The sequence below is a fragment of the Glutamicibacter soli genome, from assembly GCF_052322135.1.
Lineage (GTDB): Bacteria > Actinomycetota > Actinomycetes > Actinomycetales > Micrococcaceae > Glutamicibacter > Glutamicibacter soli.
This window is the reverse complement of record NZ_CM125969.1, coordinates 2,104,085-2,126,720: the sequence shown is the minus strand read 5'-3', so window position 1 is coordinate 2,126,720 and position 22,636 is coordinate 2,104,085. Positions and strand designations below refer to the sequence as shown.

The window sequence follows — 22,636 nt, the reverse complement described above, 5'->3', positions numbered from 1 at the left end:
ACTAGCCTTAAGGGTATGGCGGAATTCATTTATACGATGACCAAGGCTCGCAAGGCCGTTGGTGACAAAGTCATTCTTGACGATGTCAGCATGTCGTTCTATCCGGGCGCCAAAATTGGTGTCGTGGGCCCTAACGGTGCTGGTAAGTCAACAATCCTGAAGATCATGGCGGGGATTGATACCCCGTCGAACGGTGAGGCTCGACTCTCACCAGGCTACTCGGTCGGCATCCTCCTGCAGGAACCGCCGCTGAACGAAGAAAAGACTGTCCTGGGCAACGTCCAGGAAGGCGTTGGCGAGATCTACGAAAAGATCCAGCGCTTCAACGAAATCTCCGAAGAAATGGCCCAAGACGGCGCCGACTTCGATGCCCTGCTGGAAGAGATGGGCAAGCTGCAGGAAGCGATTGACGCTGCCGACGCTTGGGACATCGACAACCAGCTTGAACAGGCCATGGATGCCCTGCGCTGCCCGCCGGGCGACGAAATGGTCACCCACCTCTCCGGTGGTGAGCGCCGTCGTGTAGCACTGTGCAAGCTGCTTCTGCAGAAGCCGGACCTGCTGCTGCTCGATGAGCCCACCAACCACTTGGACGCCGAGTCGGTCCTGTGGCTGGAGCAGCACCTGTCGGCCTACCCGGGCGCCGTACTGGCCGTGACCCACGACCGTTACTTCCTCGATCACGTCGCCGAATGGATCTGTGAAGTCGACCGCGGTCGTCTGCACCCATACGAGGGCAACTACTCCACCTACCTGGAGAAGAAGCGCGAACGCATGGAGGTCCAGGGCAAGAAGGACCAGAAGCTGGCAAAGCGCCTGGCCGAGGAACTCGAATGGGTTCGCTCCAACGCCAAGGGACGCCAGACCAAGTCCAAGGCCCGTCTGGCACGTTACGAGGAAATGGCAGCCGAAGCCGAGCGCACCCGCAAGCTTGACTTCGAAGAGATCCAGATCCCGCCAGGCCCGCGCCTGGGCCAGGTAGTTATCGAGGCCACGGACCTGAAGAAGGGCTTCGGCGACCGCGTCCTCATCGACGGCCTATCGTTCTCGCTGCCGCGCAACGGCATCGTTGGCGTTATCGGTCCGAACGGTGTCGGTAAGTCGACCTTGTTCAAGACCATCGTGGGCATGGAGCAGCTGGACGGCGGCAACCTGAAGGTCGGCGAAACCGTCAAGATCTCCTACGTTGACCAGAACCGCGAAAACATCGATCCGAACAAGAGCCTGTGGGAAGTTGTTTCGGACGGACTGGACTACATCCAGGTCGGCCAGGTCGAAATGCCTTCGCGCGCCTATGTTTCGGCGTTCGGCTTCAAGGGCCCGGACCAGCAGAAGAAGGCAGGTGTGCTCTCCGGTGGTGAGCGCAACCGCCTGAACCTGGCACTGACCCTCAAGCAGGGCGGCAACCTGTTGCTGCTCGATGAGCCTACCAACGACCTCGACGTTGAAACGCTGTCCTCGCTGGAAAACGCGCTTCTGGAGTTCCCGGGCTGTGCAGTGGTCGTCTCCCACGACCGTTGGTTCCTGGACCGCGTGGCCACCCACATCCTGGCCTACGAGGGCACCGAAGAGAACCCGTCGAACTGGTACTGGTTCGAGGGCAACTTCGAGTCCTACGAAGCCAACAAGATTGAGCGCCTGGGCCCGGATGCAGCGAAGCCGCACCGCGTCACCCACCGCCGCTTGACCCGCGACTAAAGATTCCGGGTAAGGGAAAAGCCGCCACGAAAGTGGCGGCTTTTTTCGTACCCCGGCGCGGGCTCCTGTGAGCGCCTAGGTGTTTGGCGAGGCGGCCATGAGCCCGGACAGCCGGAGGTACTGGCGGTCTTGGTGGAGCAGGTGCTGCTGGTGGGTGCCGTGCAGGATCTCGTGGACCTCGGCGGCGATCAGCCGGGAACCGCCGATGCTGATCGAGGAGTGGAGGCTCGCGCGAAGCGCCACCGGAGCATGCGGGAAATACGGTTCACCGGTGGGCAGGAACTGGAATCCCTGTTCCTCGGTGAAGCGGGGAGCTCCCGGCTTGGCAAAGTTCGTTGCCAGTTCGTGATGGTCTTCGCCCAGCAGGTGGATCATGAAGCTCGATGCGGACAAGACCGCTCCTGCGGCTCCGGACTCCTTGGTCAGGGAAAAGGACACAGCGACGGGTTCAATGGACAGCGAGGCCAGCGATGACACCGTCAGGCCGTAGGGAATGCCGTCGACCGTTGCGGTGATGAGCGCGACGCCGGCGGGGTGATGACGGAATGCGGTACGGAAATCATCAGACAAAGTCGACATATTCACTGATCCTTCTGCTGGGCTGTATGGGGCAGTCCAGTGTTGGTCAGAGCCGATGCTGGCCCTGAATCTAAACCATCTATACGCCCCACACTAAGACTTCAAGTAAACTTGAGGTCAAGCGGAGGTGTGGTGATCATGGACACAATGAGCGGCGAAGAGCTGCCTCGCGAGATGCCCGGGCAGGAACTGCTGAGCATCGGCTCGGTGAGCGAGCGAACCGGGGTCGCCCGTTCGGCCCTGCACTATTACGAAGACGTGGGACTCATTGCGTCGCTTCGGTCGGCGGGCAACCAGCGCCGGTATCCGCGGCACATGTTGCGGCGTATCTCGCTGATCACCGTTGGCAGCAAGCTGGGTATTCCGTTGAGTGACATCAAACGTGCGCTTGAACCGGTGCCGATGAGCACCATGCCCTCCGAAGCCGACTGGCTGCGGGCGACAGCCGAATGGAAACGGGTCCTGGAAGCACGCCGAAGGGCCATCGAGGAACTCGAAGACCGCTTGATGGGCTGCATCGGCTGCGGCTGCCTCTCAATGCAGGCCTGCACGTTGCTGAACCCGGACGACGCGCTGGCCCAGGAAGGCTCGGGCGCGCGCCGCCTGGAAGCCGCCGACGACGAGGACTTGCGCCCAACCTGACCCGGCCCGCCGCTGGGCTCGCTACAGCGAGTCCTCCGGCAGCCTGACCATTCCTTCCTGAGCCACCGTCGCCACGAGCGTTCCCTCTCGGTTGAAGAACTGCCCGGTCCCCAGCCCGCGGGCCGATGAGGCCGACGGCGAATGCAAGACGTACAGCAGCCATTCATCGGCGCGGAAATCCCGGTGCCACCACATTGCATGGTCCAGGCTTGCGACGCTCAAGCCCGGGTGGACCCAAGTCTTGCCGTGGGCGCGGAGCACCGGTTCCAGCAGCATGTAGTCGCTGGCGTAGGCCAAGGCGGCGCGATGCAGCGCCGGGTCGTCGGGCAGCTTGGCGGTGGTGCGCAGCCAGACGACGGCCTCGGGGGACTTCTCGAACTTGTGCGGAAGGTAGATGGCGTCGGTGACATGCCGGACGTCGAACGGCCTCTGGTAGGCCCACTCGCGGGCCACCGGGTGGTCGATGTGCCCGATCAGCTCGGCCGTGGTCGGCAGCGTCTCGGGGTCCGGGGCCGAGATCGGCAGCGGATCGTAGTGCTCGATGCCCTGGGCCGGTTCCTGGAACGAGGTGATCATCGACAGGATCGGCTCGCCGTTCTGGTAGGCGTGCACACGCCGTGCCGAGAACGAGCGTCCGTCGCGCAGGCGCTGGACGCCGAAGGTGATGTTCTGGGTGGGGTCCCCGGGGCGCAGGAAATAGCCGTGAAGCGAATGCACAGCGCGGCTGGGTTCGACCGTGCGCGTTGCCGCGACGACGGACTGCGCCAGCACCTGGCCGCCGAAGACGCGCCCCAAGGTGTGCGACGGCGTATGTCCGACGAAGATGTCCTCGTCGGTTCGCGCATGGTCATCGCCATCCAGATTGAGCAGATCCAGCAGCATTTGTGTTGTGCCTAGTTCTTCGGACACGATCTCGACTCCTTCAGGTACATAATGCGGAGGAAGGGCAACGCCGTGTACCGCAAAGTAACATGACGTCTTCCATCCACAGTCTCATCGTCCAACTATACGTTTCATGGCAGTTCATGACGCCATTAGCGGAAGCTGGGATTTGCCGAACGTGAGTCGTGAGACCATGAATGCATGGCAAGCAGCGCATTAGTTTTTGACGACAATACCTCCGTGGCGGATCTGGCGAACTTCATCAGCCGCGCCAAAACTGTGGAAGACGATGCGGCGCTGCTCATGGCCCGGGGTGCCGCGCTGGCAGTCTACGTCCCGGTACTGGTTCCCGCAGACCTGGGCCAGGGCGAATACACGATCCTCGCCATGCGGGTGCACCGGTTGGCCCAGCCGGCGGAGCTGACGCGCAGCTACTCCCTGGCTTCGATGCAGGACCGCCTGGCCCGCATGACGGACGGCTCCGTCGAGTTCTCACTTCCTCCGGTGCAGGAGAACCCCCGCTGGGCCGGGATCTCGGTACCGGTTTCGGGATGGATCGATAGCGGCGCCATCGCCGACGACGTGCTGCGCAGCGCGGCCCAAACGGGTATCGATGCCGTGGCCAAGGCCCTTCCCGAGAATCCCGGAAAGCCAGTGGTCGCCCAGATCCGCCAGCGGATCTGGTCATCGCCGATTGCCGGTGCCGAGCACGAGCTTCCCATGGGGGCAGCCTTCGCGATGCAGGCCCTGGGATTCCTGGCACCGGGAAGCGAAAGCCGGGTCTTCCGCAACGGGAGCTGGGTGCGGATCAGCAACGGCCGCGGGCACGTGGTGCTGCGCAGGTCCTCGCTGCTGGGCTAGGCGGCAGCGCGGGGCGTTAAGCGAACCATGGGCTGGAACTCCTTCGGGGGAGTTCCAGCCCATTCGCTCTCTGCGGCAGGCTACATGGTGTCCGGGGTGTTCTGCAGCGAGTGCGCGGCGCGCTCGAAGTAGTCGCGCAGCGTCTCGGCCTGGAGCATCGGAAGCGCGAGCTGGTCGATGGCCTTGTTCATGTGCCCCAGCCAGACGTCGCGGTAGTGCGAGTTGATCGGGTAGTTGTGGTGGCGCATGCGCAGGCGCGGGTGGCCTCGATGCTCGGAGAAGGTCGTGGGGCCGCCCCAGTACTGCTCCAGGAACAACTGCAGGCGCACCTGGGCCGGGTGCAGGTCTTGCTCGGGGTACATCCGGCGGAAGTCCTCGTCCTCGGCCACGGAGGCGTAGAAGTTCTTGGTCAGCTGGGCGAAAACCGGTCGGCCGCCGACTTCCTCGTAGAAGGTTCCTGCGTACTGCGAGATATCCACCGGCTCCTGCGCCAGGTCGAGGAATTCCTGCGAGGATTTCCCCATCACCAATGGGTTGCTCATGGGGTCGCGTCGGGCGACCTGCGGAAGGAACTGTGGTTCGCTCATTGGCTAAGTCCTCGGGTATCTGTCGGTTGGAAGGTGACTGGCTCGTGCAGGACCGGGAAATTCACGGACCGCGCGATAAAACAAACCTTGTTGGCCTCGTGGTGCAGCGAGTCGGCCAGTTCCCGCTGGGACTCGTCGGCGAGTTCCACGCGGGGATGCAGCACCACCTGGGTGAATTCTCCGCTGTTGTCGCGGTTCAGGCGTAGGGTGCCGGTTGACTGGTCGCTGTAGCCGGTGACCACGACGCCGTGGGTCACCGCCACATGCAGGTAGGAGAGCATGTGGCATTGGGTCAGCGCCGCCAGCAGCAGCTGCTCGGGATTCCACCGGTCCTTGTCGCCATGGAAAGTGGGGTCGGCGGTCCCGGGAAGATCGGGCAGGCCCGGCGCCAGGACGATGTGGTCCCGGCCGTAGCTGCGGTATCCCTCGGTGCCGGACCCGCGGTTGCCGGTCCAGTCGATGCTCACCTGGTATCGGTGCTGCGAGAGGTCCATGACCCCATTCTCCCACCCTTTAAACGAAACGTGGTGTGCCTTCACGCACACGGCGCGTGGCACACCACGGGATCGTTATGGGCTAGGCCTGCGCGTCAGCGGCGCGGGCGGCCAAGGCGCGCTCCACGTCTGCCTTGGACTCCACCAGCAGTCGGCGCATGGCCGGGTGCTTCTGGCCGAGCGAGGCCAGGAAGCTGTCGGTCTGCGCCAGCGTCTGCTCGGAGACGTTCGAGCCGGGGTAGAAGCCCAGCACGATCTGCTTGGCCATTTCATGGGAGAAAGACTCCCACGTGGTGACCAGCAGGTCGAAGTACTGCTGCGCATATCCGGAAATCAGCTCGGAGTCGTGGGTGGTGTTGAAGCCTGCGATGACCGCGCTCTGCTGGTCGTTGGACAAATCCCCGCTGGTTGCGGCCGCGAACGCGGCGGCCTTGGCTTCCGCAGTGGGGCGCGCGGCGCGGGCGGTGTGCCAGGAGGCCTTGCCCTTGGCGGTGTCGTCGGCGGCGAGCACCGCGTCCAGCCCCGCGTCGTCCATGCGGCCGCCGGCGGACAGCGCGATGGCCAGCGCCCAGCGCAGATCGGTATCGACGGCTAGCCCGTCGAGCGCGGTGGAGCCGTCGAACAGCGCCTGCACCGTATCCAGCTGCGCGGCGGTGCGCGAGCGGTGGGCGAAGGCCTTGGCGAACTGCAGCTGCGCGTCGGATCCGGCTTCGGCCTCGGTGGCCAGCTCCCACAGCCGGTCGGCGGCGTGGATGCCGAGCTCCTGGCTGTGCTCTGCGGCCACGAAGGAATCCAGCGAGGTGTTCAGCTGGCGCAGCAGCACCATGATCACCGTCGAATCGACCTCGTGGCCGATGTTGTTCAGCAGCAGCTGGACGTAGGTGCGGGCCGGGGACTCCGCTTCGCGGACCGCATCCCAGGCGGCGGACCAAACCAGCGTGCGCGGCAGCGACTGCGCGAAGTCCTTCAGGTGCTCGGTCGCGGTGGCCAGCGAACGCTCGTCCAGGCGGATCTTGGTGTAGGTCAGGTCGTCGTCGTTCAGCAGCACCAGATCCGGGCGCGCCAGGCCGACCAGCGCCGGCACCTCGGTGAGCTCGCCGTCGATGTCCAGCTCCTCGCGGTGCACACGCTGCAACTTGCCCCCGGCGTCCAGCGAGTAGAAGCCCACGGCCAGGCGGTGCTGGCGCAGGGTCGGGTAGTCCGCGGCGGCGCTCTGGTGGATGGCGAAGTCGGTGATCACGCCGTTCTCATCCTCGGAGATCTGGGCGGTCAAGGTGTTCACGCCGGCGGTCTCCAGCCAGGATCCGCCCCAGTGGCTCAGGTCGCGGCCGCTGGCCGCTTCCAGCTCGCGCAGCAGGTCGGGCAGCTCGGTATTGCCCCAGGCATGCTTCGCAAAGTACTCGCGCACGCCGGCCATGAACTCCTCCTGGCCCACGAAGGCCACCAGCTGGCGGAGCACCGAGGCGCCCTTGGCGTAGGTGATGCCGTCGAAGTTGACCTCGACGTCTTCCAGGTCGTTGATCGGGGCCACGATCGGGTGGGTGGAGGGCAGCTGGTCCTGGCGGTAGGCCCAGTTCTTCTCCAGTGTGTTGAAGGTGGTCCAGGCGCTGGTGAACTCGGTGTTCTGCGCGGCGGCCAGCGTGGACATGAACTCGGCGAAGGATTCATTGAGCCACAGGTCGTTCCACCATTTCATGGTGACCAGGTCGCCGAACCACATGTGGGCCAGCTCGTGCAGGATGGTGATGGCGCGGCGTTCAACCATGGCGCCGGTGGGCCGGGAGCGGAAGACGTACTCTTCCAGGAAGGTCACCGCGCCCGCGTTCTCCATCGCTCCGGCGTTGAACTCAGGCACGAACAGCTGGTCGTACTTTTCGAACGGGTACGGGGTACCGAAGTTCTTCTCGTAGAATTCGAAGCCCTGGCGGGTGATGGTCACGATGTTCGCGACATCCAGGTACTCCATCAGCGAAGCGCGGGCGAACACGCCGAGTTCCACGGTGCGGCCGCTGGAGGAGACCAGCGAGTCGCGGGCCACCTGGTAGGGGCCGGCGATCAGCGCGGTGATGTAGCAGGAGATGCGCTGGGTCGGCGCGAAGTCCCAGGTTGCGGCCTCGCCCTTCTCAACCGGTTGCGGGGTCGGGGCGTTGGAGACGACGTTCCAGTACTTCGGCGCGGTCACCGAGAACTGGAAGGTGGCCTTCAAATCCGGCTGCTCGAAAACGGCGAACATGCGGCGGCAGTCGGCGACCTCGAACTGGGTGTAGAGGTAGACCTCCTGATCCACCGGGTCCACGAAGCGGTGCAGGCCTTCGCCGGTGTTCATGTACAACGCATCCGCGTCGATCACCAGGACGTTCTCAGCGGCCAGATTCGGCAACTGGATGCGGATGCCGTCGGCCACCTCGGCCGGGTCCAGCTCGACGCCGTTCAGGTTCACCGAACGCACGGTGTCGGTCACGGCGTCGATGAAGCTCGCGGCTCCCGGGGTCGCGGTGAATCGCACGGTGGTCTGCGAGGTGAACACGCGCTCGCCGCGGGTCAGGTCGAGATTCACCTCATAGGACTCGACGTTGATCACGCTGGCGCGTTCGGCGGCCTCGGCGCGCGTGAGGTTCATTCCTGGCATGGGGGCTCCAATTTCTCGTGAGGCATCACCTCACCCGAAGTTCTGAAATGGATATTGAATATCTATGCCTATTGTGTCACCCGCCACCCGCCCCTCCGCAACCCCCGGGCCGGGGGAATCCGTATATTTCGCGTGTTTTTTCGGCGTCACCATTCTTAGTTCCCCGAATCGGGCGGTGACTTCACACAATTACCCGGAGCGCGACGCAATGCCTGCGGCGCGCGTGTTGGTCGCTAAGCTAGAAAAGACAGCAACAACCGTCCACAATGAATGAGGCTCCACACGATGCGCGTGCATATCGCCACCGACCATGCCGGTCTTGAACTCAGCGACTACCTGGTCAAGCACCTGACCGCCAAGGGCTACGAGATGGTCAACCATGGACCGAAGGCCTATGACGCGGAAGACGACTACCCGGCCTTCTGCATCAACGCGGCCAAGGCAGTGGTCGCCGACCAGCGTGCCGGCGTCGAAGCGCTGGGCATCGTACTGGGCGGTTCGGGCAACGGCGAGCAGATCGCCGCCAACAAGGTCGAGGGCATCCGCGCCGCACTGGCCTGGAACCTGGACACCGCCAAGCTGGCCCGCGAGCACAACGACGCCAACGTGATCGCCGTGGGCGGCCGCCAGCACACTGTGGAGGAAGCCGCCGAACTGATCGAGGCATTCCTGGCCGAGCCGTTCAGCGAAGCCGAGCGCCACGTTCGCCGCATCGGCAAGATCGCGACCTATGAAACCACCGGCGAGGTCATCGACTAGCCGTGCCCGAAGGACACTCCCTTCACCGTCTGGCCCGCCAATTCGACGACGTATTCGGCGGCCAGACGGTCCACGTTTCTTCCCCGCAGGGCCGCTTCGCCGTCGACGCGCAGCGCATCGACGGGTGCGAACTTGAATACGCGTTCGCCAAGGGCAAGCAGCTGTTCTGCCATTTCTCCAACGACCTGTACCTGCGGGTGCACCTGGGTCTCTACGGAGCCTTCAGCTTCGGTGGAGACAGCTACTTCACCGGCGCGTCATCCATCGGCGCCCCGCGGAAGATCGGTGAACGCGAAACCGCTTCGCCGCAGGACGCGGGGGAGTACTCCGGTCCGCCGGCTCCCGTGGGCGCCGTGCGCGCACGCATCGTGTCCGAGCACGGCTGGGCGGACTTGCGCGGCCCAACAGCCTGCGAGGTGCTGGACCACGAACAGGTGCAGGCCCAGTTGGCCAAATTGGGGCCGGACCCGTTGGTCGGTGCCGCCGTCAGGTTCCGGGCGGCCAAGGGCCAGGCGGATGCCGCCGAGGCGGACGCACGGCTGGATGAGTCCTACACGCTGTTCCGCGCGAACCTGTTGCGCACCAAGTCGCCGATCGGCATCGTGCTGATGAACCAAAACCTCATCAGCGGCGTCGGAAATATCTACCGCGCGGAAACGCTGTTCCGCAACCGGATTTCTCCCGATCTTCCGGCCAACGAGCTTTCGACCCGGGCCGCCAAGAAACTGTGGAACGACATCGTGGCGACGATGGAGGACGGCGTGCGCGACGGGAAGATCATCACGACCCGCCCCGAAGACCGTGATTCCGAAGGACTTCTCTGGCCGGATAATGCCTACTACGTTTACCAGCGCCAAGGGATGGGATGCAGGAAATGCACCGCGACGATCTCCCTCGCTGAGGTCGCCGCCAGGAAACTGTACTGGTGCCCCAAATGCCAGCGCCTGCCGCGCAAGCGCGCCGGTAAATAAGCATGCGCTGCGCCGGGAATTCGGATTTATTCTTTTAAATTCAAATTCCCGGCGTGTACTGTCTTTTCTGGGTGGCGCTCCGTGCTAGGCGAATGCACCCAAGTCGGAGACTGGTTTCCCGATTTGCAATGCCCAAGTTTTATGGTCTAGACTAGAACTTGTTCGAAGCGAAGTAGCTTCGAAATGGGGATGTAGCTTAATGGTAAAGCCTTAGTCTTCCAAACTAATGACGCGAGTTCGATTCTCGTCATCCCCTCCAGAGAAACCCCGCTCCGGCGGGGTTTTCGTTTATCCGGTAAGTGTCGCCCGTTGCTGGCCCTCGCTGGAATCCGAATCGCTGGCCATCTGCCTTCCCAGGACTTTCGCGGTAGGGCATCGGATTTCTGCGCTGGAACCCACGCGCATTGATTCGGCCTGACCGGCAAGGGGACTTCGATCTTGCCTGGCATCGAGAAAACCTGCGTCGCCCGCAAAATCTGGCCGAGGGCGATGATGATGCCAGGGTCGCGTGCCCAGAAATCCGATTCCGCGAGCAGCACGATGTCATGCCACGAGAAGTACGGCACTGCAAGATGCATGCTGCCTGGTCCGCTGGCAGTGAACTGCACCGGAACGCGGACCCAGTGGCCGCAGGGCGTCATGGGAGAGTCCGCGGCGGTGGCTGGCGCTTGGGCTGCCGCCTGTTGGGTTCAAGGGGGAAGGCTTGCCTGAATGCGGGAAGACCCGATGTTCGCGGAGCCGCTGGCGCCGGGAACGGCCCCAGCCGCTGAGGTGTGCCGGTCAACTTTCCTGCGCTGGTTCCCGTTGTTTCCAGCCCCTACGCCCCGACGGGAAGTTTTAGCGTCGAGAATTCCGCGTCTTTTCGCCCGTTGATGCGTCGATGGCTACGGCTTATGGTGTCGCCCTCCCGGGGCTCGCGAATAATAAATCTCCTGTTACTCAACTCACGTCGGGGTGGAATATGCGTCAAAATCGAAGGTAATTCTCGGAAATTCCCCGGAAACACGCGGTTTCCCGGCGGTGCTGGGAGAGGGATCCTGATTTTGCATTTACCCCGAACCCGTGTATCTTTATTTCTTGTGGTCAGGCGCGGATAAACAAATCCAAACCTGAATTCACAAAGAGTTGGTTCAAGTGAGAAGCGATTTTCACAAGAATTCAACGGGGTGTAGCTCAGCTTGGCTAGAGCGCGCGCTTTGGGAGCGTGAGGTCGCAGGTTCGAATCCTGTCACCCCGACTCATGAACTAAGGATTCCGGTCTGGATGTACATGAAACTTGAGAGCTAAATATTATTTAGATCTTGTGATCTTCGGATGCTAGTGAAATAGACCCGAACTGCATCACAAACGATTAGTGGATACAGGAAAACGTCGGTTAGACTGATCACTGCTAATCGGGGTGTAGCTCAGCTTGGCTAGAGCGCGCGCTTTGGGAGCGTGAGGTCGCAGGTTCGAATCCTGTCACCCCGACTCTGTCGAACAACCCCGCAACGCCACCATGTTGCGGGGTTTTTTGCAGATTAGACCTAATTATTACAACTCAGGAGTACAACGCTGTGAAGAGCGCCGTCGAAAACGTCAACCCGACCCGGGTTAAGCTGACCGTTGAAGTTCCTTACGCAGAGCTGAAGCCCCGCGTCGATGAGGCGTACAAGACTATCGCTCAGCAGATCCAGATCCCAGGCTTCCGCAAGGGCAAGGTTCCTTCCCGCCTGATCGATCAGCGCGTTGGCCGGGGCTACGTCATCGAGACCGCGGTGAACGAGGGTCTGAACGAGTACTACCAGGCCGCCATGGTCGAGAACGAGCTCACCCCGCTGTCGCGCCCAGAGGTCGACATCACCGAGCTGCCTTCGATCGAGAAGGAAGGCGAAGGCCAGCTGGTCTTCACCCTGGAAGTTGACATCCGCCCGACTGTCGAGCTGCCTGACTACAAGGGCATCGAGGTTTCCGTTGAGGCCAAGGAAGTTTCCGACGAGGACATCGAGAAGGCTCTTGACGACCTGCGCGGCCGCTTCGGCACCCTGAAGGACGTCGAGGCTCCAGCAGCTGCCGATTCCTTCGTCACCATCGACCTGACCGCTTCGGTCGAGGGCGAAGAGGTCGACTCGGCTCAGGGCCTGTCCTACCAGATCGGCTCGGGCAACATGCTCGAGGGCATGGACGAGGCCATCACCGGCCTGTCCGCTGGCGAAGACGCAACCTTCGAGACCGAGCTGGCTGGCGGCGAGTACGCCGGCAAGCCTGCCACCGTCAAGGTTGTCGTGACCGCTGTGAAGCAGCGCGAACTGCCAGAAGCCAACGATGATTTCGCACAGCTGGCTTCCGAGTTCGACACCATCGCCGAGTTGCGCGAGGACCTGAGCAAGTCCGCCGCCGAAGGCAAGATCGTCGAGCAGGGCGTTGAGGCCCGCGAGCTGGTCCTGGACAAGCTGCTGGAACTGGTTGAGGTTCCGGTGCCTGAGTCGGTTATCAACGAGCAGATCGAGCAGCACTTCGACCAGCCGAACGCCGAGGACGACCACGACACCGAAGAGCACCGTGCGGAAGTTCGCGAGAACACCGAGCGTGCCTTCAAGAACGAAATCATCCTGGACGCAGTTGCCAACGCCGAAGAGGTTGGCGTGGAGCAGTCCGAGCTGATCGACTACATCGTGCAGACCGCAGGCCAGTACGGCATGGAGCCGAACCAGTTCGCTCAGATGCTGGACGGCGCAGGCCAGGTTCCAATGCTGCTGGGCGAGGTTCGCCGCCGCAAGGCACTGGCAAAGGTCCTGGAGTACGCAACGGTCACCGACTCGAACGGTGCAGCTGTGGATCTGAGCTCCTTCGTGAAGCCAGCTGGCGAGGACGAAGCAGCAGAGGCTGAGGCCGAGTCCGAGGCAACCGAAGCCAAGTAGTCTTCACCCAAATCATTGATGGCCGTCGGCCAGCATGTGCAAACACGCTGGTTGACGGCCATTTTTGTTCGCTTCAGGCGTGCAGCATGCGCCGTGAGCGAAACAGGGGCATGAATCGCCCCATCGAGGACTTGAAGTAAGTAATCTGCAAGTAAACCAGTTGCAGCTTTGGGATTCGGACTTTGGATCCCAGAATCTGATCTACACGTTTGGAAGAGGTAGAGAACATGTCAAATGATTCGCGCACTCCCACCATGGCCACCGTTGACCCGGCAGGCCGTGAGGATTACATTTACAACCGCCTCCTCAAGGAGCGCATCATCTGGCTGGGCTCCGAGGTCCGCGACGACAATGCGAACGCCATCTGCTCGCAGCTGCTGCTGCTCTCGGCGGAGGACCCTGAGAAGGACATCTACCTGTACATCAACTCGCCAGGCGGCTCCATCACCGCGGGCATGGCGATCTACGACACCATGCAGTACATCCCGAACGACGTGGTGACCGTGGCCACCGGCCTGGCGGCCTCCATGGGCCAGTTCCTGCTGTCCTCCGGCACCCCGGGCAAGCGCTTCGCCACCCCGAACGCCCGCATCCTGATGCACCAGCCATCGGGCGGCATCGGCGGCACTGCCTCGGACATCAAGATCCAGGCTGAGCTGATCATGCACATGAAGAAGGTCATGAGCGAGCTGACCGCCGAGCAGACCGGCCAGACCGTGGAGCAGATCCTCATCGACAACCAGCGCGACAAGTGGTTCACCGCCGAGGACGGGCTGGCCTACGGCTTCTTCGACAAGATCGCCAAGCACGCCGGTTCCGTCACCGGTGGCGGCGGAGTCGAATCCTAAGCGCCGCACCCACTTGCTTGAATCACACAGACTTGTCCTAGGAGAACACCATGCACTTCAATCCTGAAGCCACCAGCGGCCAGATGCCTTCGGCCCGCTACATCCTGCCGCAGTTCGAAGAGCGTACCCCATACGGCTTCAAGCGCCAGGACCCGTACGCCAAGCTGTTCGAAGACCGCATCATCTTCCTCGGCGCCCAGGTCGACGACGCCTCCGCGGATGACGTGATGGCCCAGCTGCTCGTCCTGGAATCGATGGACCCGGAGCGCGATGTCACCCTGTACATCAACTCCCCGGGCGGTTCGTTCACCGCGATGACCGCGATCTACGACACCATCCAGTTCATCCGCCCAGAGGTGCAGACCGTCTGCCTCGGCCAGGCCGCCTCGGCCGCGGCCGTGCTGCTGGCCGCCGGCACCCCGGGCAAGCGCCTGGCCCTGCCGAACGCCCGCGTGCTGATCCACCAGCCTGCCATGGGCGGCGGGGAGCGCGGCACCGCGACCGACCTGCAGATCCAGGCCGAAGAAGTCATGCGCATGCGCTCCTGGCTGGAGACCACCATCGCATCGCACTCGGGCCAGACCGTGGAGAAGGTCCGCGACGATGTGGAGCGCGACCTGTTCATGACGGCAGAAGAAGCGAAGGCCTACGGCATCGTGGACGAGGTCCTGACCCCGCGCAAGATCAACCGCGCGATGCTGGGGCACTAGTCCGAGCCGGGAATAATTGTTGAATACTGGCGGTTTACCTGAAATGTGGCTTTCACTCGAAAATGACTCATGACAGGTAAGCCGCCTTGTTCAGCTATTTCGGGGACTACCTAGCCTAGAATTAAGTAAGTCCAAAGCTACTGAAGGCAAATGGGAGAATGGTGCGATGGGACGTATGAGCGAGGGCTCGGACCTGTTGAAGTGCTCTTTCTGCGGAAAGAGTCAAAAGCAGGTTAAGAAGCTGATTGCCGGGCACGGCGTCTACATCTGCACCGAGTGCATTGAGTTGTGCAATGAGATCATTGCCGAAGAATTTGCCGAAGAGCAAGTCAATGAGGAATTCTCCCTGCCCAAGCCGCGTGAGATCTTCGATTCGCTGCAGGAATACGTGATCGGCCAGGAGAATGCCAAGCGCGCCCTCTCCGTCGCCGTATACAACCACTACAAGCGGATCCATGGCAACCAGGAGCCTGCTCCGGTAGCCGCCCTGACCAACGACGACCCGCTGGGCGACGTCGAGGTCTCGAAGTCCAACATCATGCTCATCGGCCCTACCGGTTGCGGCAAGACCTACCTCGCCCAGTCGCTGGCCAAGAAGCTTAACGTGCCGTTCGCCGTCGCCGACGCCACCAGCCTGACCGAGGCCGGATATGTGGGCGAAGACGTCGAGAACATCCTGCTCAAGCTCATCCAGGCCGCGGACTACGACGTCAAGAAGGCCGAAACCGGCATCATCTACATCGACGAAATCGACAAGATCTCCCGCAAGAGCGAGAACCCGTCGATTACCCGCGACGTCTCGGGCGAGGGCGTGCAGCAGGCCCTGCTGAAGATCCTCGAAGGCACGGTCGCAGCGGTACCGCCGCAGGGCGGGCGCAAGCATCCGCACCAGGATTTCCTGCAGCTGGACACCACCAACATCCTGTTCATCGTCGCCGGCGCCTTCGCGGGCCTGGAAGAGATCATCTCCTCGCGAGCAGGTCGCAAGGGCATCGGCTTCGGCGCCCCGTTGACCGCGCTGAAGTCCGAGGTGGCCTCGTACTCCGACGTGCGGCCGGAAGACCTGCTGAAATTCGGCCTGATTCCGGAGTTTATCGGCCGCCTGCCGGTCATCACCACCGTCGAGCACCTCGACCGCGATGCGCTGGTGCGCGTGCTGACCGAGCCGAAGAACGCACTGGTCAAGCAGTACCAGAAGATGTTCCAGATGGACGGGGTGCAGCTGAGCTTCGAACAGCCGGCACTCGACGCCATCGCGGAACTGGCCATCGAACGCGAGACCGGAGCGCGCGGCCTGCGCGCCATCCTGGAAGAAACCCTGGCCGGGATCATGTTCGACCTGCCGAGCCGCGAGGACGTCGCCGAGGTCGTTGTGACCCGCGAAACCGTCATGGACGGCGCCGAACCAACCCTGCTGTCGCACGCAGTGGTGGCCAAGCGCAACAAGAAGTCCGCATAGTTCAGCCCATCATCAGCCTGCCGGGTTCCGGCAGTTCACCCTAGGAAAGTTGGTAGTTCATGGCTTCGCGTCAGCATGTCGATTTCTGGTTTGACCCAATCTGCCCGTTCGCCTGGGCGACGAGCCGCTGGATCAAGGAAGTCGAAAAGGTCCGCGACATCGAGGTTTCCTGGAATGTCATGAGTCTCTCGGTGCTGAACGAAGGACGCGACCTGCCTGCCGACTACCGCGCGAAGATGGACGACTCGTGGGGCCCGGTCCGGGTCATCATGAAGGCCGCGCAGGAGCACGGCGACCAGGTCAAGGACCAGCTCTACACCGCCATGGGCGAGCTCTTCCACTACGAGAACCTGACCGACCGCGACGAAGTCATTGCGAAGGCACTGCAGCAGACCGGCCTGCCGGCCGAGCTCGCTGCAGCAGCCCACACCGATCAGAACGACGACGCGCTGCGCGCCAGCCATGAAGTCGGCATCAGCAAGGTCGGCCAGGACGTTGGAACCCCGATCGTCGCCGTCGACGGGGTTGCCTTCTTCGGACCTGTCATCACCCGGGTTCCGAAGGGCGAAGAAGCCGGCAAGATGTTCGACGCGGCCGCCCAGTTGGCCGCCTTCCCGTACTTCTTCGAACTCAAGCGCTCGCGCACCGAAAGCCCGGTGTTCGACTAATTTATGCAGCTGCTTCAGGGACGTTCCGCTACGGAACGTCCCTGAAGCATTTAACCCGTCCGATCCATACCGATCACACAGGCAATGCCCGACGCGAAAACACGGAGGATTGCTAAGGTGGTGTAGCCAGGGCCGATTTTGGCCGGCTCCAGGAAGGACAAACCGTGCCTGAAACAATTTTCCGCTGGCGATCCGTCGCCGCGAGCGTAGTCTTGATCATCGGCCTGGTGCTCGCGCCGATCTCAATCGCCGGCTTGTGGGCGACCAAGTACGTGACCAACACCGACGGCTTCACCCAGACTCTGGCGCCGCTGGGCAAGAATCCGCAGCTGCAGGAGAATGTCTCCGGACAGATCTCCCAAGCGATTTCCAACCAGCTGCAGCTTGAAGAACGCATTGATTCGCTGACCGGCGACGGGTTCATCTCGAAGCTGGTGCCCAGTGGCCAGATCGCCGAAAAGGTGGACGGCATCGTCGGCGGCGCCGTGCACAACCTGGTGCAATCCAATCAGTTCGCCTCGTTGTGGGAATCCACCCTGCGCGCAAGCCATGCGAAAACCGTGGCGATCCTCTCCGGCAACAGCGCCTCCGTGGCCCTTGACGACGCGGGCGCCCTGACCTTCCAGCTCAGCGACGTGCTCGGCGAAGTAGTGTCCTCGCTGACGAACCTGGGCATCCCGGGGCTCGGCGCGGTGACGAATCTCGAGTGGGATGTGCAGATCATCCAAAGCGACGCGTTGCCGGCCGTGCAGCGGGCCTATACGCTCATCGAAACCTACGGGCCCTGGCTGGTCTACGTTTCGGCGGGCTTGCTTATCGCCGCGGTCATCCTGAATCCGCGCTACGTGACCCGCGCGCTGATCGGCCTGGGGCTGGTGACCGGAGTCAGCGCCCTGGCCATGGCGACCCTGATTGCCGACTACACGGGGGAGCACCTGTTCTCGAATCTCGACCCCGCGGTCGCCGACCTGATCTACCACCAGGCCACCGGGTCGCTGACCGGCGCCGTGACCACAGTTGCAGTGGTTGCGGGAATCCTGGGCGCGTCCTCCTGGCCGATCTCCACGATCCTGCGCCGGCGGCAGGGGACGCAGCGGGAGCAAGTCAGCCGGACCCTGGCCGGACAGTAGCAGCAGGCAAAACAAACGGCGGGCCGCCAGGGAAAAATTCCTGGCGGCCCGCCGTTTATTCTTACGGAGCCTAGGCTTCTTCGACCGGCGCCAACTCGACGTTGGCGACGGTCAGTTCACCGTCGGCCTCCACGAGGGTCAGCTCGCGGGCGTTGGCCGCGGACTTCAGGTCCTCGAAGCCTGCGCGCAGCTGAGCGATCTGTGCAGCCGGAGCATGCACCTCGCCGGAGAGCACCTCGGTGCGCTGCTTGACCTTCGCGTCCGACTTGGCCTTGCGGATGCCTGACAGGGCGGTGCCCACCAGCGGCAGCACCTCTGCGTCCGCATCGGCAATCGCCGCGGCCAGGTGGCCGGTGGTCGGCCACTGGGCCTGGTGCACCGAACCGGCACGCCACCAGCCCCAGACCTCTTCGGTCGCGAACGGCAGGAACGGGGCGAACAAACGCAGCACCGAATCCAAGGTGGTGGCCAAGGTGGCCAGCACGCTGGCCTGCTGCGCTTCGCCGTGTCCGCCGTAGGCGCGGTCCTTGACCAGTTCCACGTAGTCGTCGGTGAACGACCAGAAGAAGGACTCGGTGATGTCCAGGGCACGGGCGTAGTCGTAGTTCTCGAACGCACGCTGGGCGTCGCCGATCACCGTCGACAGGCGGGTCAGCAGCGAGTGGTCCAGGCCGTTGATGACCACGGAGGCGTCATCGGTCAGCACGTTGGCCTCGGTGGCGCCCAGGTTCAGCACGAACTTCGACGCGTTCAGGATCTTGATGGCCAGGCGGCGGCCGATCTTCATCTGGTTGATCTCATACGCGGTGTCCGCGCCGAGCTTCGCGCTGGCGGCCCAGTAGCGGACGGCGTCCGCGCCGAACTTGTCCAGCACGTCGTTCGGGACCACCACGTTGCCCTTGGACTTGGACATCTTCTTGCGGTCCGGATCCAGGATCCAGCCGGAGATCGCGGCGTGCTTCCACGGGATGTCGCCGTGCAGCGCATCGGCACGGACCGCGGTGGAGAACAGCCAGGTGCGGATGATGTCGTGGCCCTGCGGGCGCAGGTCGAACGGGTAGACCTTCGAGAAGAACTCGTCGTCGCGGCCCCAGCGGCCGACAATCTGCGGGGTCAGCGAGCTGGTGGCCCAGGTGTCGAGCACGTCGGCGTCGCCGATGAAGCCATTGGCCTGACCGCGCTGCGCCTCGGTGTAGCCTGCCGGGGCGTCGGCGGCCGGGTCGACCGGCAGCTGCGAGACCTCGGGCAGGATCGGGGCGTCGTAGTTCGGCTCGCCGTGCTCGTCGACCGGGTACCAGACCGGCACCGGCACGCCGAAGAAGCGCTGGCGGGAGACCAGCCAGTCGCCGTTCAGGCCGGAAACCCAGTTCTCGTAGCGCGAGCGCATGAAGGACGGGTGGAAGTCGATCTGCTGGCCGCGCTCGATCATGCGGGCGCGGCGGTCCTCGTCGCGGCCGCCGTTGCGGATGTACCACTGGCGCGAGGTGACGATTTCCAGGGGCTTGTCGCCCTTTTCGAAGAAGTTCACCGGGCGGGAGATCTTCTTCGGCTCGCCGTCCAGCAGGCCCGCCTCGGTCAGCAGCTCGACCATGGCCTCCTTGGCGGAGAACGAGGTCTTGCCGGCGATCTTGGCGTAGGTTTCCTTGCCTGCCTCGGAGGTGATCCATTCCGGGGTGTCGGCCAGGATGCGGCCGTCGCGGCCGATGATCGGGCGGGTCGGCAGCTGCAGCTCGCGCCACCAGGTCACGTCGGTCAAGTCGCCGAAGGTGCAGACCATCGCGATGCCCGAACCCTTGTCGGCCTGGGCCAGCGGGTGCGGGTAGACGGTGACCGGAACGCCGAACAGCGGAGAGGTGACGGTCTTGCCGAACAGGTGCTGGTAGCGCTCGTCATCAGGGTGCGCGACCAGGCCGGCGCAGGCCGCCAGCAGCTCGGGGCGGGTGGTCTCGATGAAGACCTGCTCGCCGGACTCGGTGGTGAACCCGTAGCGGTAGTAGGCGCCGGACATCTCGCGGTCCTCGAGCTCGGCCTGGGCCACTGCGGTGCGGAAGGTGACGTCCCACAGGGTCGGGGCCTCGGCCATGTAGGCGTCGCCCTTGGCCAGGTTCTCCAGGAAGCCGCGCTGCGACACCGCACGCGAGTTGTCATCGATGGTGCGGTAGGTCATGCGCCAGTCAACGGACAGGCCCAGGGTGGTGAACAGCTGCTCGAAGACCTTCTCGTCCTCGACGGCCAGCTCTTCGCAGATCTCGATGAAGTTCTTGCGGCCGATGACATCCCAGTCGCGCTGGTTCCTCGCCGGCTTCTCCGGCGGGCGGTAGCCCTCGATGTACGGCTTGGTCGGGTCGCAGCGGACGCCGAAGTAGTTCTGCACGCGGCGCTCGGTCGGCAAGCCGTTGTCGTCCCAACCCATCGGGTAGAACACGTTCTTGCCGTTCATGCGCTGGTAGCGGGCCAGCACGTCGGTCTGCGTGTAGGAGAACATGTGTCCTACGTGCAGCGAACCGGACGCGGTCGGCGGGGGAGTGTCGATGGAGTAGACGGCCTCGCGGGTCGTGTCCTCGTTGAAGTGATAGGTGCCCTCGGTGCGCCACCGGGACGAGAGACGTTCTTCCAAGCCTTCCAAAGCCGGCTTGTCAGGAACGGAAACCGTTGCGGGCGTGTCTGTGCCCAAGTTTTCTTCTGCCATGGCTTCATTCTTTCACGTTTTATCCGGGCCGCGCTCATCCGTGTCCATGGTTTGCCCCACGTCGGACGGGCGAGGGGCGGGAACCGACAAGCTTGCCTGCATGCCCATAGGCAGCGCCGCGCGCACGGCGTACCATCGGTTCCATGAGCGAGCATCGCGCCCCCGTGATTCCGCCGCCGGTCGTTGTTGCCGCCGCCCTCGCGGCCCAGCGCCGGTTGGCCGGTCGACGCCGTGGCGGCCCGGTGTCCACCACGGCCGCCGGGGTGCTGCTGGCCGCCAGCGCTGGCATTTCGGTGTGGGCGGATCTCGGGTTCGGCGCCGCCAAGACCTCCATCAACCCCCTGCATCCCGAGAAGAGCAGCACGCTGGTCGTCTCCGGCGCGAATTCCATCAGCCGCAACCCGATGTATCTGGGTATGGTGGGCGCGGTGACAGCCCATGCGCTGTGGCGTGGTTCGGCGCGTGCACTGCTACCGGCGCTGGGCCTGGCACTCTGGCTGGACCGCTTGCAGATCCCCGCCGAGGAGGAAGCGTTGCAGGCCACCTTCGGCCAGGCCTATGCGGACTACACGAACCGCGTCCCGCGCTGGATCCAGCTGCCTTCCACCCTCATCTGGCTGGCCAGCCGCGACCGGTTGCGCACCGCCGGCTGAATCCCGTACCGGCCGCAAGTCGCGTGATTCGGGTGTCCGCGGATCATATGATGTGGGTATGGCACCTTTCACCGGCCTGTCTGGGCACGAACTGTTCATCTTCGGCTACGGATCGCTTGTCTCATCCGCTTCGGTTTCACGCACGCTCCGGCGCGAGATCCAGCAGCAGCACATGCCGCTGGCACTGCTGCACGGCTTCGCGCGCGACTGGGAAATCAGGGTGCCCATCGTCTTCGACGACGGCCACGCCTGCAACGGCCAATTCCTGGACATCAGCCCGCAGCCCGATGCGACAGTCAACGGCGTGCTGATCCCGGTCACCGAAGGGGAACTGGAGATGCTCAGCCGCCGCGAGGCGCAATACGACGCCGTCGAGGTCGGCGCCCGGATCCAGCCGGCCCTGGCACCCGGTGCCAAGGTCCTCGCCTTCCAGGGCCGCCACGAATTCCGCCGGGACACCCCGCAGGTGGCCAGCTATCGTCCCTACAGCTACCGATCCCTGGTCGAAACAGCCGTGCTCAGCCGCGGGGAGGACTTCCTGGCCCAGTTCCATGCCATGACGAAACCCGCAACGGTCAACGAGTACCAGGGCGGCTACCGTTTCGCCGATCCTGCCCAGGAACTCGCCGCCCGGCCGCTGGCCGGCTGAGGAAAGAAAAATTCACGGCTTACCTCGGGTTCGGCGCGAAGTTCTAAACTAAACCCATGACTATTTGGGAAAACACCTCGTCCAACCGTTCGGCCGTCGTCACCGGGGCATCCTCCGGCATCGGGCAGGCCACCGTCCGCGCACTGCGTGCGCAGGGATGGACAGTCTTCGCCGTGGCCCGCCGCGCGGAACGCCTGGAAGCGCTCGCCCAGGAAACCGGCGCCATCGCCATTCCCGCAGACGTCAGCAACCAGACCGACGTCGACTCGCTGGCTCTGGCCGTGGCCGAGCACGGGGGAGCTGACACCCTGATCAACGTGGCCGGCGGCGCCCGCGGCACCGACTACTGGGCCGACGCGGTGGACGAGGACTGGGAGTTCATGCTGCAGTCAAATGTCATGGGAACCATGCGGCTGACCCGCGCCCTGCTGCCCTCGCTGCGCAAGGTGCACGGCACCGTCCTGAACCTGACCTCCACCGCAGCCCTGGCCAGCTATGAAGGCGGCAGCGGCTACAACGCGGCCAAGGCCGCGCAGAGCGCCATGACCCAGGCCCTGCGCCTGGAGGAGGTGGAGCACGGCATCCGCGTCATCGAGGTGCTTCCCGGCCTAGTGCAGACCGAGGAATTCTCGCTGCGCCGGCTGGGCAACCAGCAGGCAGCGGACAACGTCTATGCAGGGGTCGAACAGCCGCTGACCGCCGACGACGTGGCCGAGGTGATCCGCTACGCGGTCAGCGCCCCGGCCCACGTGAACCTGGACCAGATCGTCATCCGTCCGCAGGCCCAGGCCGCCAACCACAAGCTGATCCGCACGGGCAACTAGCAGC

At 63.7% G+C, this 22,636-nt stretch carries 20 protein-coding genes and 3 tRNA genes; 17 read left to right on the top strand and 6 right to left on the bottom strand.

What is annotated here, in order from left to right:
• Positions 1-15 precede the first annotated feature (15 nt).
• Positions 16-1,698 carry an energy-dependent translational throttle protein EttA gene (gene ettA, locus ACTX90_RS10065; protein ID WP_053798281.1) on the top strand — a complete coding sequence of 561 codons (1,683 nt, stop codon included), beginning with the start codon at positions 16-18 and terminating at the stop codon, positions 1,696-1,698.
• Between the two features lie 75 nt (positions 1,699-1,773).
• On the opposite strand, the gene ACTX90_RS10060 is transcribed toward ettA, so the two are convergent.
• The gene (locus tag ACTX90_RS10060; protein WP_053798280.1) at positions 1,774-2,277 is read right to left on the bottom strand and encodes a flavin reductase family protein; all 504 of its coding nucleotides are present in this window, start codon (positions 2,275-2,277) and stop codon (positions 1,774-1,776) included.
• A 138-nt stretch (positions 2,278-2,415) separates the two neighbouring features.
• Here ACTX90_RS10060 and soxR point away from each other — a divergent pair, with 138 nt between their 5' ends.
• A complete protein-coding gene (gene soxR / locus ACTX90_RS10055) occupies positions 2,416-2,919 on the top strand; it encodes a redox-sensitive transcriptional activator SoxR (protein WP_244910781.1) in 504 nt (167 codons plus the stop codon).
• A gap of 21 nt (positions 2,920-2,940) precedes the next feature.
• On the opposite strand, the gene ACTX90_RS10050 is transcribed toward soxR, so the two are convergent.
• A complete protein-coding gene (locus tag ACTX90_RS10050; protein WP_425323552.1) occupies positions 2,941-3,828 on the bottom strand; it encodes an acyl-CoA thioesterase in 888 nt (295 codons plus the stop codon).
• A gap of 174 nt (positions 3,829-4,002) precedes the next feature.
• On the opposite strand from ACTX90_RS10050, the gene ACTX90_RS10045 reads away from it, so the two are divergent.
• Entirely contained in the window at positions 4,003-4,662 is a 660-nt protein-coding gene (locus ACTX90_RS10045; protein ID WP_113606371.1) for a DUF8185 domain-containing protein, read from the top strand.
• An 80-nt stretch (positions 4,663-4,742) separates the two neighbouring features.
• On the opposite strand, the gene ACTX90_RS10040 is transcribed toward ACTX90_RS10045, so the two are convergent.
• The 3 genes from ACTX90_RS10040 to pepN all read right to left on the bottom strand — a co-directional run bounded on the left by ACTX90_RS10040 (position 4,743) and on the right by pepN (position 8,372).
• Entirely contained in the window at positions 4,743-5,249 is a 507-nt protein-coding gene (locus ACTX90_RS10040; RefSeq protein WP_443442037.1) for a globin, read from the bottom strand.
• Positions 5,246-5,743 (bottom strand): OsmC family protein, encoded by a 498-nt coding sequence (locus ACTX90_RS10035; RefSeq protein WP_443442036.1) that lies wholly within the window; start codon positions 5,741-5,743, stop codon positions 5,246-5,248. The genes ACTX90_RS10040 and ACTX90_RS10035 overlap by 4 nt, the downstream gene beginning before the upstream one ends.
• An 82-nt stretch (positions 5,744-5,825) precedes the next feature.
• Positions 5,826-8,372, bottom strand: coding sequence for an aminopeptidase N (gene pepN / locus ACTX90_RS10030; RefSeq protein WP_443442035.1), 2,547 nt, complete (start codon positions 8,370-8,372; stop codon positions 5,826-5,828).
• Between the two features lie 285 nt (positions 8,373-8,657).
• Here pepN and ACTX90_RS10025 point away from each other — a divergent pair, with 285 nt between their 5' ends.
• From ACTX90_RS10025 to ACTX90_RS09975, 11 genes are all read left to right on the top strand, one after another.
• Positions 8,658-9,131, top strand: a complete 474-nt coding sequence (locus tag ACTX90_RS10025; protein ID WP_047119309.1) for a ribose-5-phosphate isomerase — start codon at positions 8,658-8,660, stop codon at positions 9,129-9,131.
• Positions 9,132-9,133: 2 nt separating this feature from the next.
• Complete coding sequence (locus tag ACTX90_RS10020) at positions 9,134-10,102, top strand: Fpg/Nei family DNA glycosylase (RefSeq protein ID WP_047119308.1); 969 nt, start codon at positions 9,134-9,136, stop codon at positions 10,100-10,102.
• A 185-nt stretch (positions 10,103-10,287) separates the two neighbouring features.
• Positions 10,288-10,361: transfer RNA gene (locus tag ACTX90_RS10015), tRNA-Gly, on the top strand.
• A 903-nt stretch (positions 10,362-11,264) separates the two neighbouring features.
• Positions 11,265-11,339, top strand: a tRNA-Pro gene (locus ACTX90_RS10010).
• Positions 11,340-11,497: 158 nt separating this feature from the next.
• Positions 11,498-11,572: transfer RNA gene (locus ACTX90_RS10005), tRNA-Pro, on the top strand.
• 86 nt (positions 11,573-11,658) lie between these two features.
• Positions 11,659-13,002, top strand: coding sequence for a trigger factor (gene tig, locus ACTX90_RS10000; protein WP_047119307.1), 1,344 nt, complete (start codon positions 11,659-11,661; stop codon positions 13,000-13,002).
• Positions 13,003-13,256: 254 nt separating this feature from the next.
• Positions 13,257-13,850 (top strand): ATP-dependent Clp protease proteolytic subunit, encoded by a 594-nt coding sequence (locus ACTX90_RS09995; protein ID WP_047120760.1) that lies wholly within the window; start codon positions 13,257-13,259, stop codon positions 13,848-13,850.
• 50 nt (positions 13,851-13,900) lie between these two features.
• The gene (locus ACTX90_RS09990) at positions 13,901-14,560 is read left to right on the top strand and encodes an ATP-dependent Clp protease proteolytic subunit (RefSeq protein WP_047119306.1); all 660 of its coding nucleotides are present in this window, start codon (positions 13,901-13,903) and stop codon (positions 14,558-14,560) included.
• A gap of 166 nt (positions 14,561-14,726) precedes the next feature.
• Positions 14,727-16,019 carry an ATP-dependent Clp protease ATP-binding subunit ClpX gene (gene clpX / locus ACTX90_RS09985; RefSeq protein ID WP_047119305.1) on the top strand — a complete coding sequence of 431 codons (1,293 nt, stop codon included), beginning with the start codon at positions 14,727-14,729 and terminating at the stop codon, positions 16,017-16,019.
• A 59-nt stretch (positions 16,020-16,078) separates the two neighbouring features.
• The gene (locus tag ACTX90_RS09980) at positions 16,079-16,687 is read left to right on the top strand and encodes a mycothiol-dependent nitroreductase Rv2466c family protein (protein WP_443442034.1); all 609 of its coding nucleotides are present in this window, start codon (positions 16,079-16,081) and stop codon (positions 16,685-16,687) included.
• Positions 16,688-16,851: 164 nt separating this feature from the next.
• Entirely contained in the window at positions 16,852-17,817 is a 966-nt protein-coding gene (locus tag ACTX90_RS09975; protein ID WP_443442033.1) for a hypothetical protein, read from the top strand.
• 70 nt (positions 17,818-17,887) lie between these two features.
• Here ACTX90_RS09975 and valS read toward each other — a convergent pair whose 3' ends face one another.
• Positions 17,888-20,506 (bottom strand): valine--tRNA ligase, encoded by a 2,619-nt coding sequence (gene valS / locus ACTX90_RS09970; protein WP_443442032.1) that lies wholly within the window; start codon positions 20,504-20,506, stop codon positions 17,888-17,890.
• A 143-nt stretch (positions 20,507-20,649) separates the two neighbouring features.
• On the opposite strand from valS, the gene ACTX90_RS09965 reads away from it, so the two are divergent.
• The 3 genes from ACTX90_RS09965 to ACTX90_RS09955 are packed head-to-tail and all read left to right on the top strand — an operon-like array spanning position 20,650 to position 22,632.
• Complete coding sequence (locus ACTX90_RS09965) at positions 20,650-21,159, top strand: methyltransferase family protein (protein ID WP_113606366.1); 510 nt, start codon at positions 20,650-20,652, stop codon at positions 21,157-21,159.
• Positions 21,160-21,217: 58 nt separating this feature from the next.
• Positions 21,218-21,808: a gamma-glutamylcyclotransferase family protein gene (locus tag ACTX90_RS09960; RefSeq protein ID WP_113606365.1), complete on the top strand. Its 591-nt coding sequence runs from the start codon at positions 21,218-21,220 to the stop codon at positions 21,806-21,808.
• Positions 21,809-21,864: 56 nt separating this feature from the next.
• A complete protein-coding gene (locus ACTX90_RS09955; protein WP_047119299.1) occupies positions 21,865-22,632 on the top strand; it encodes an SDR family oxidoreductase in 768 nt (255 codons plus the stop codon).
• Positions 22,633-22,636 lie beyond the last annotated feature (4 nt).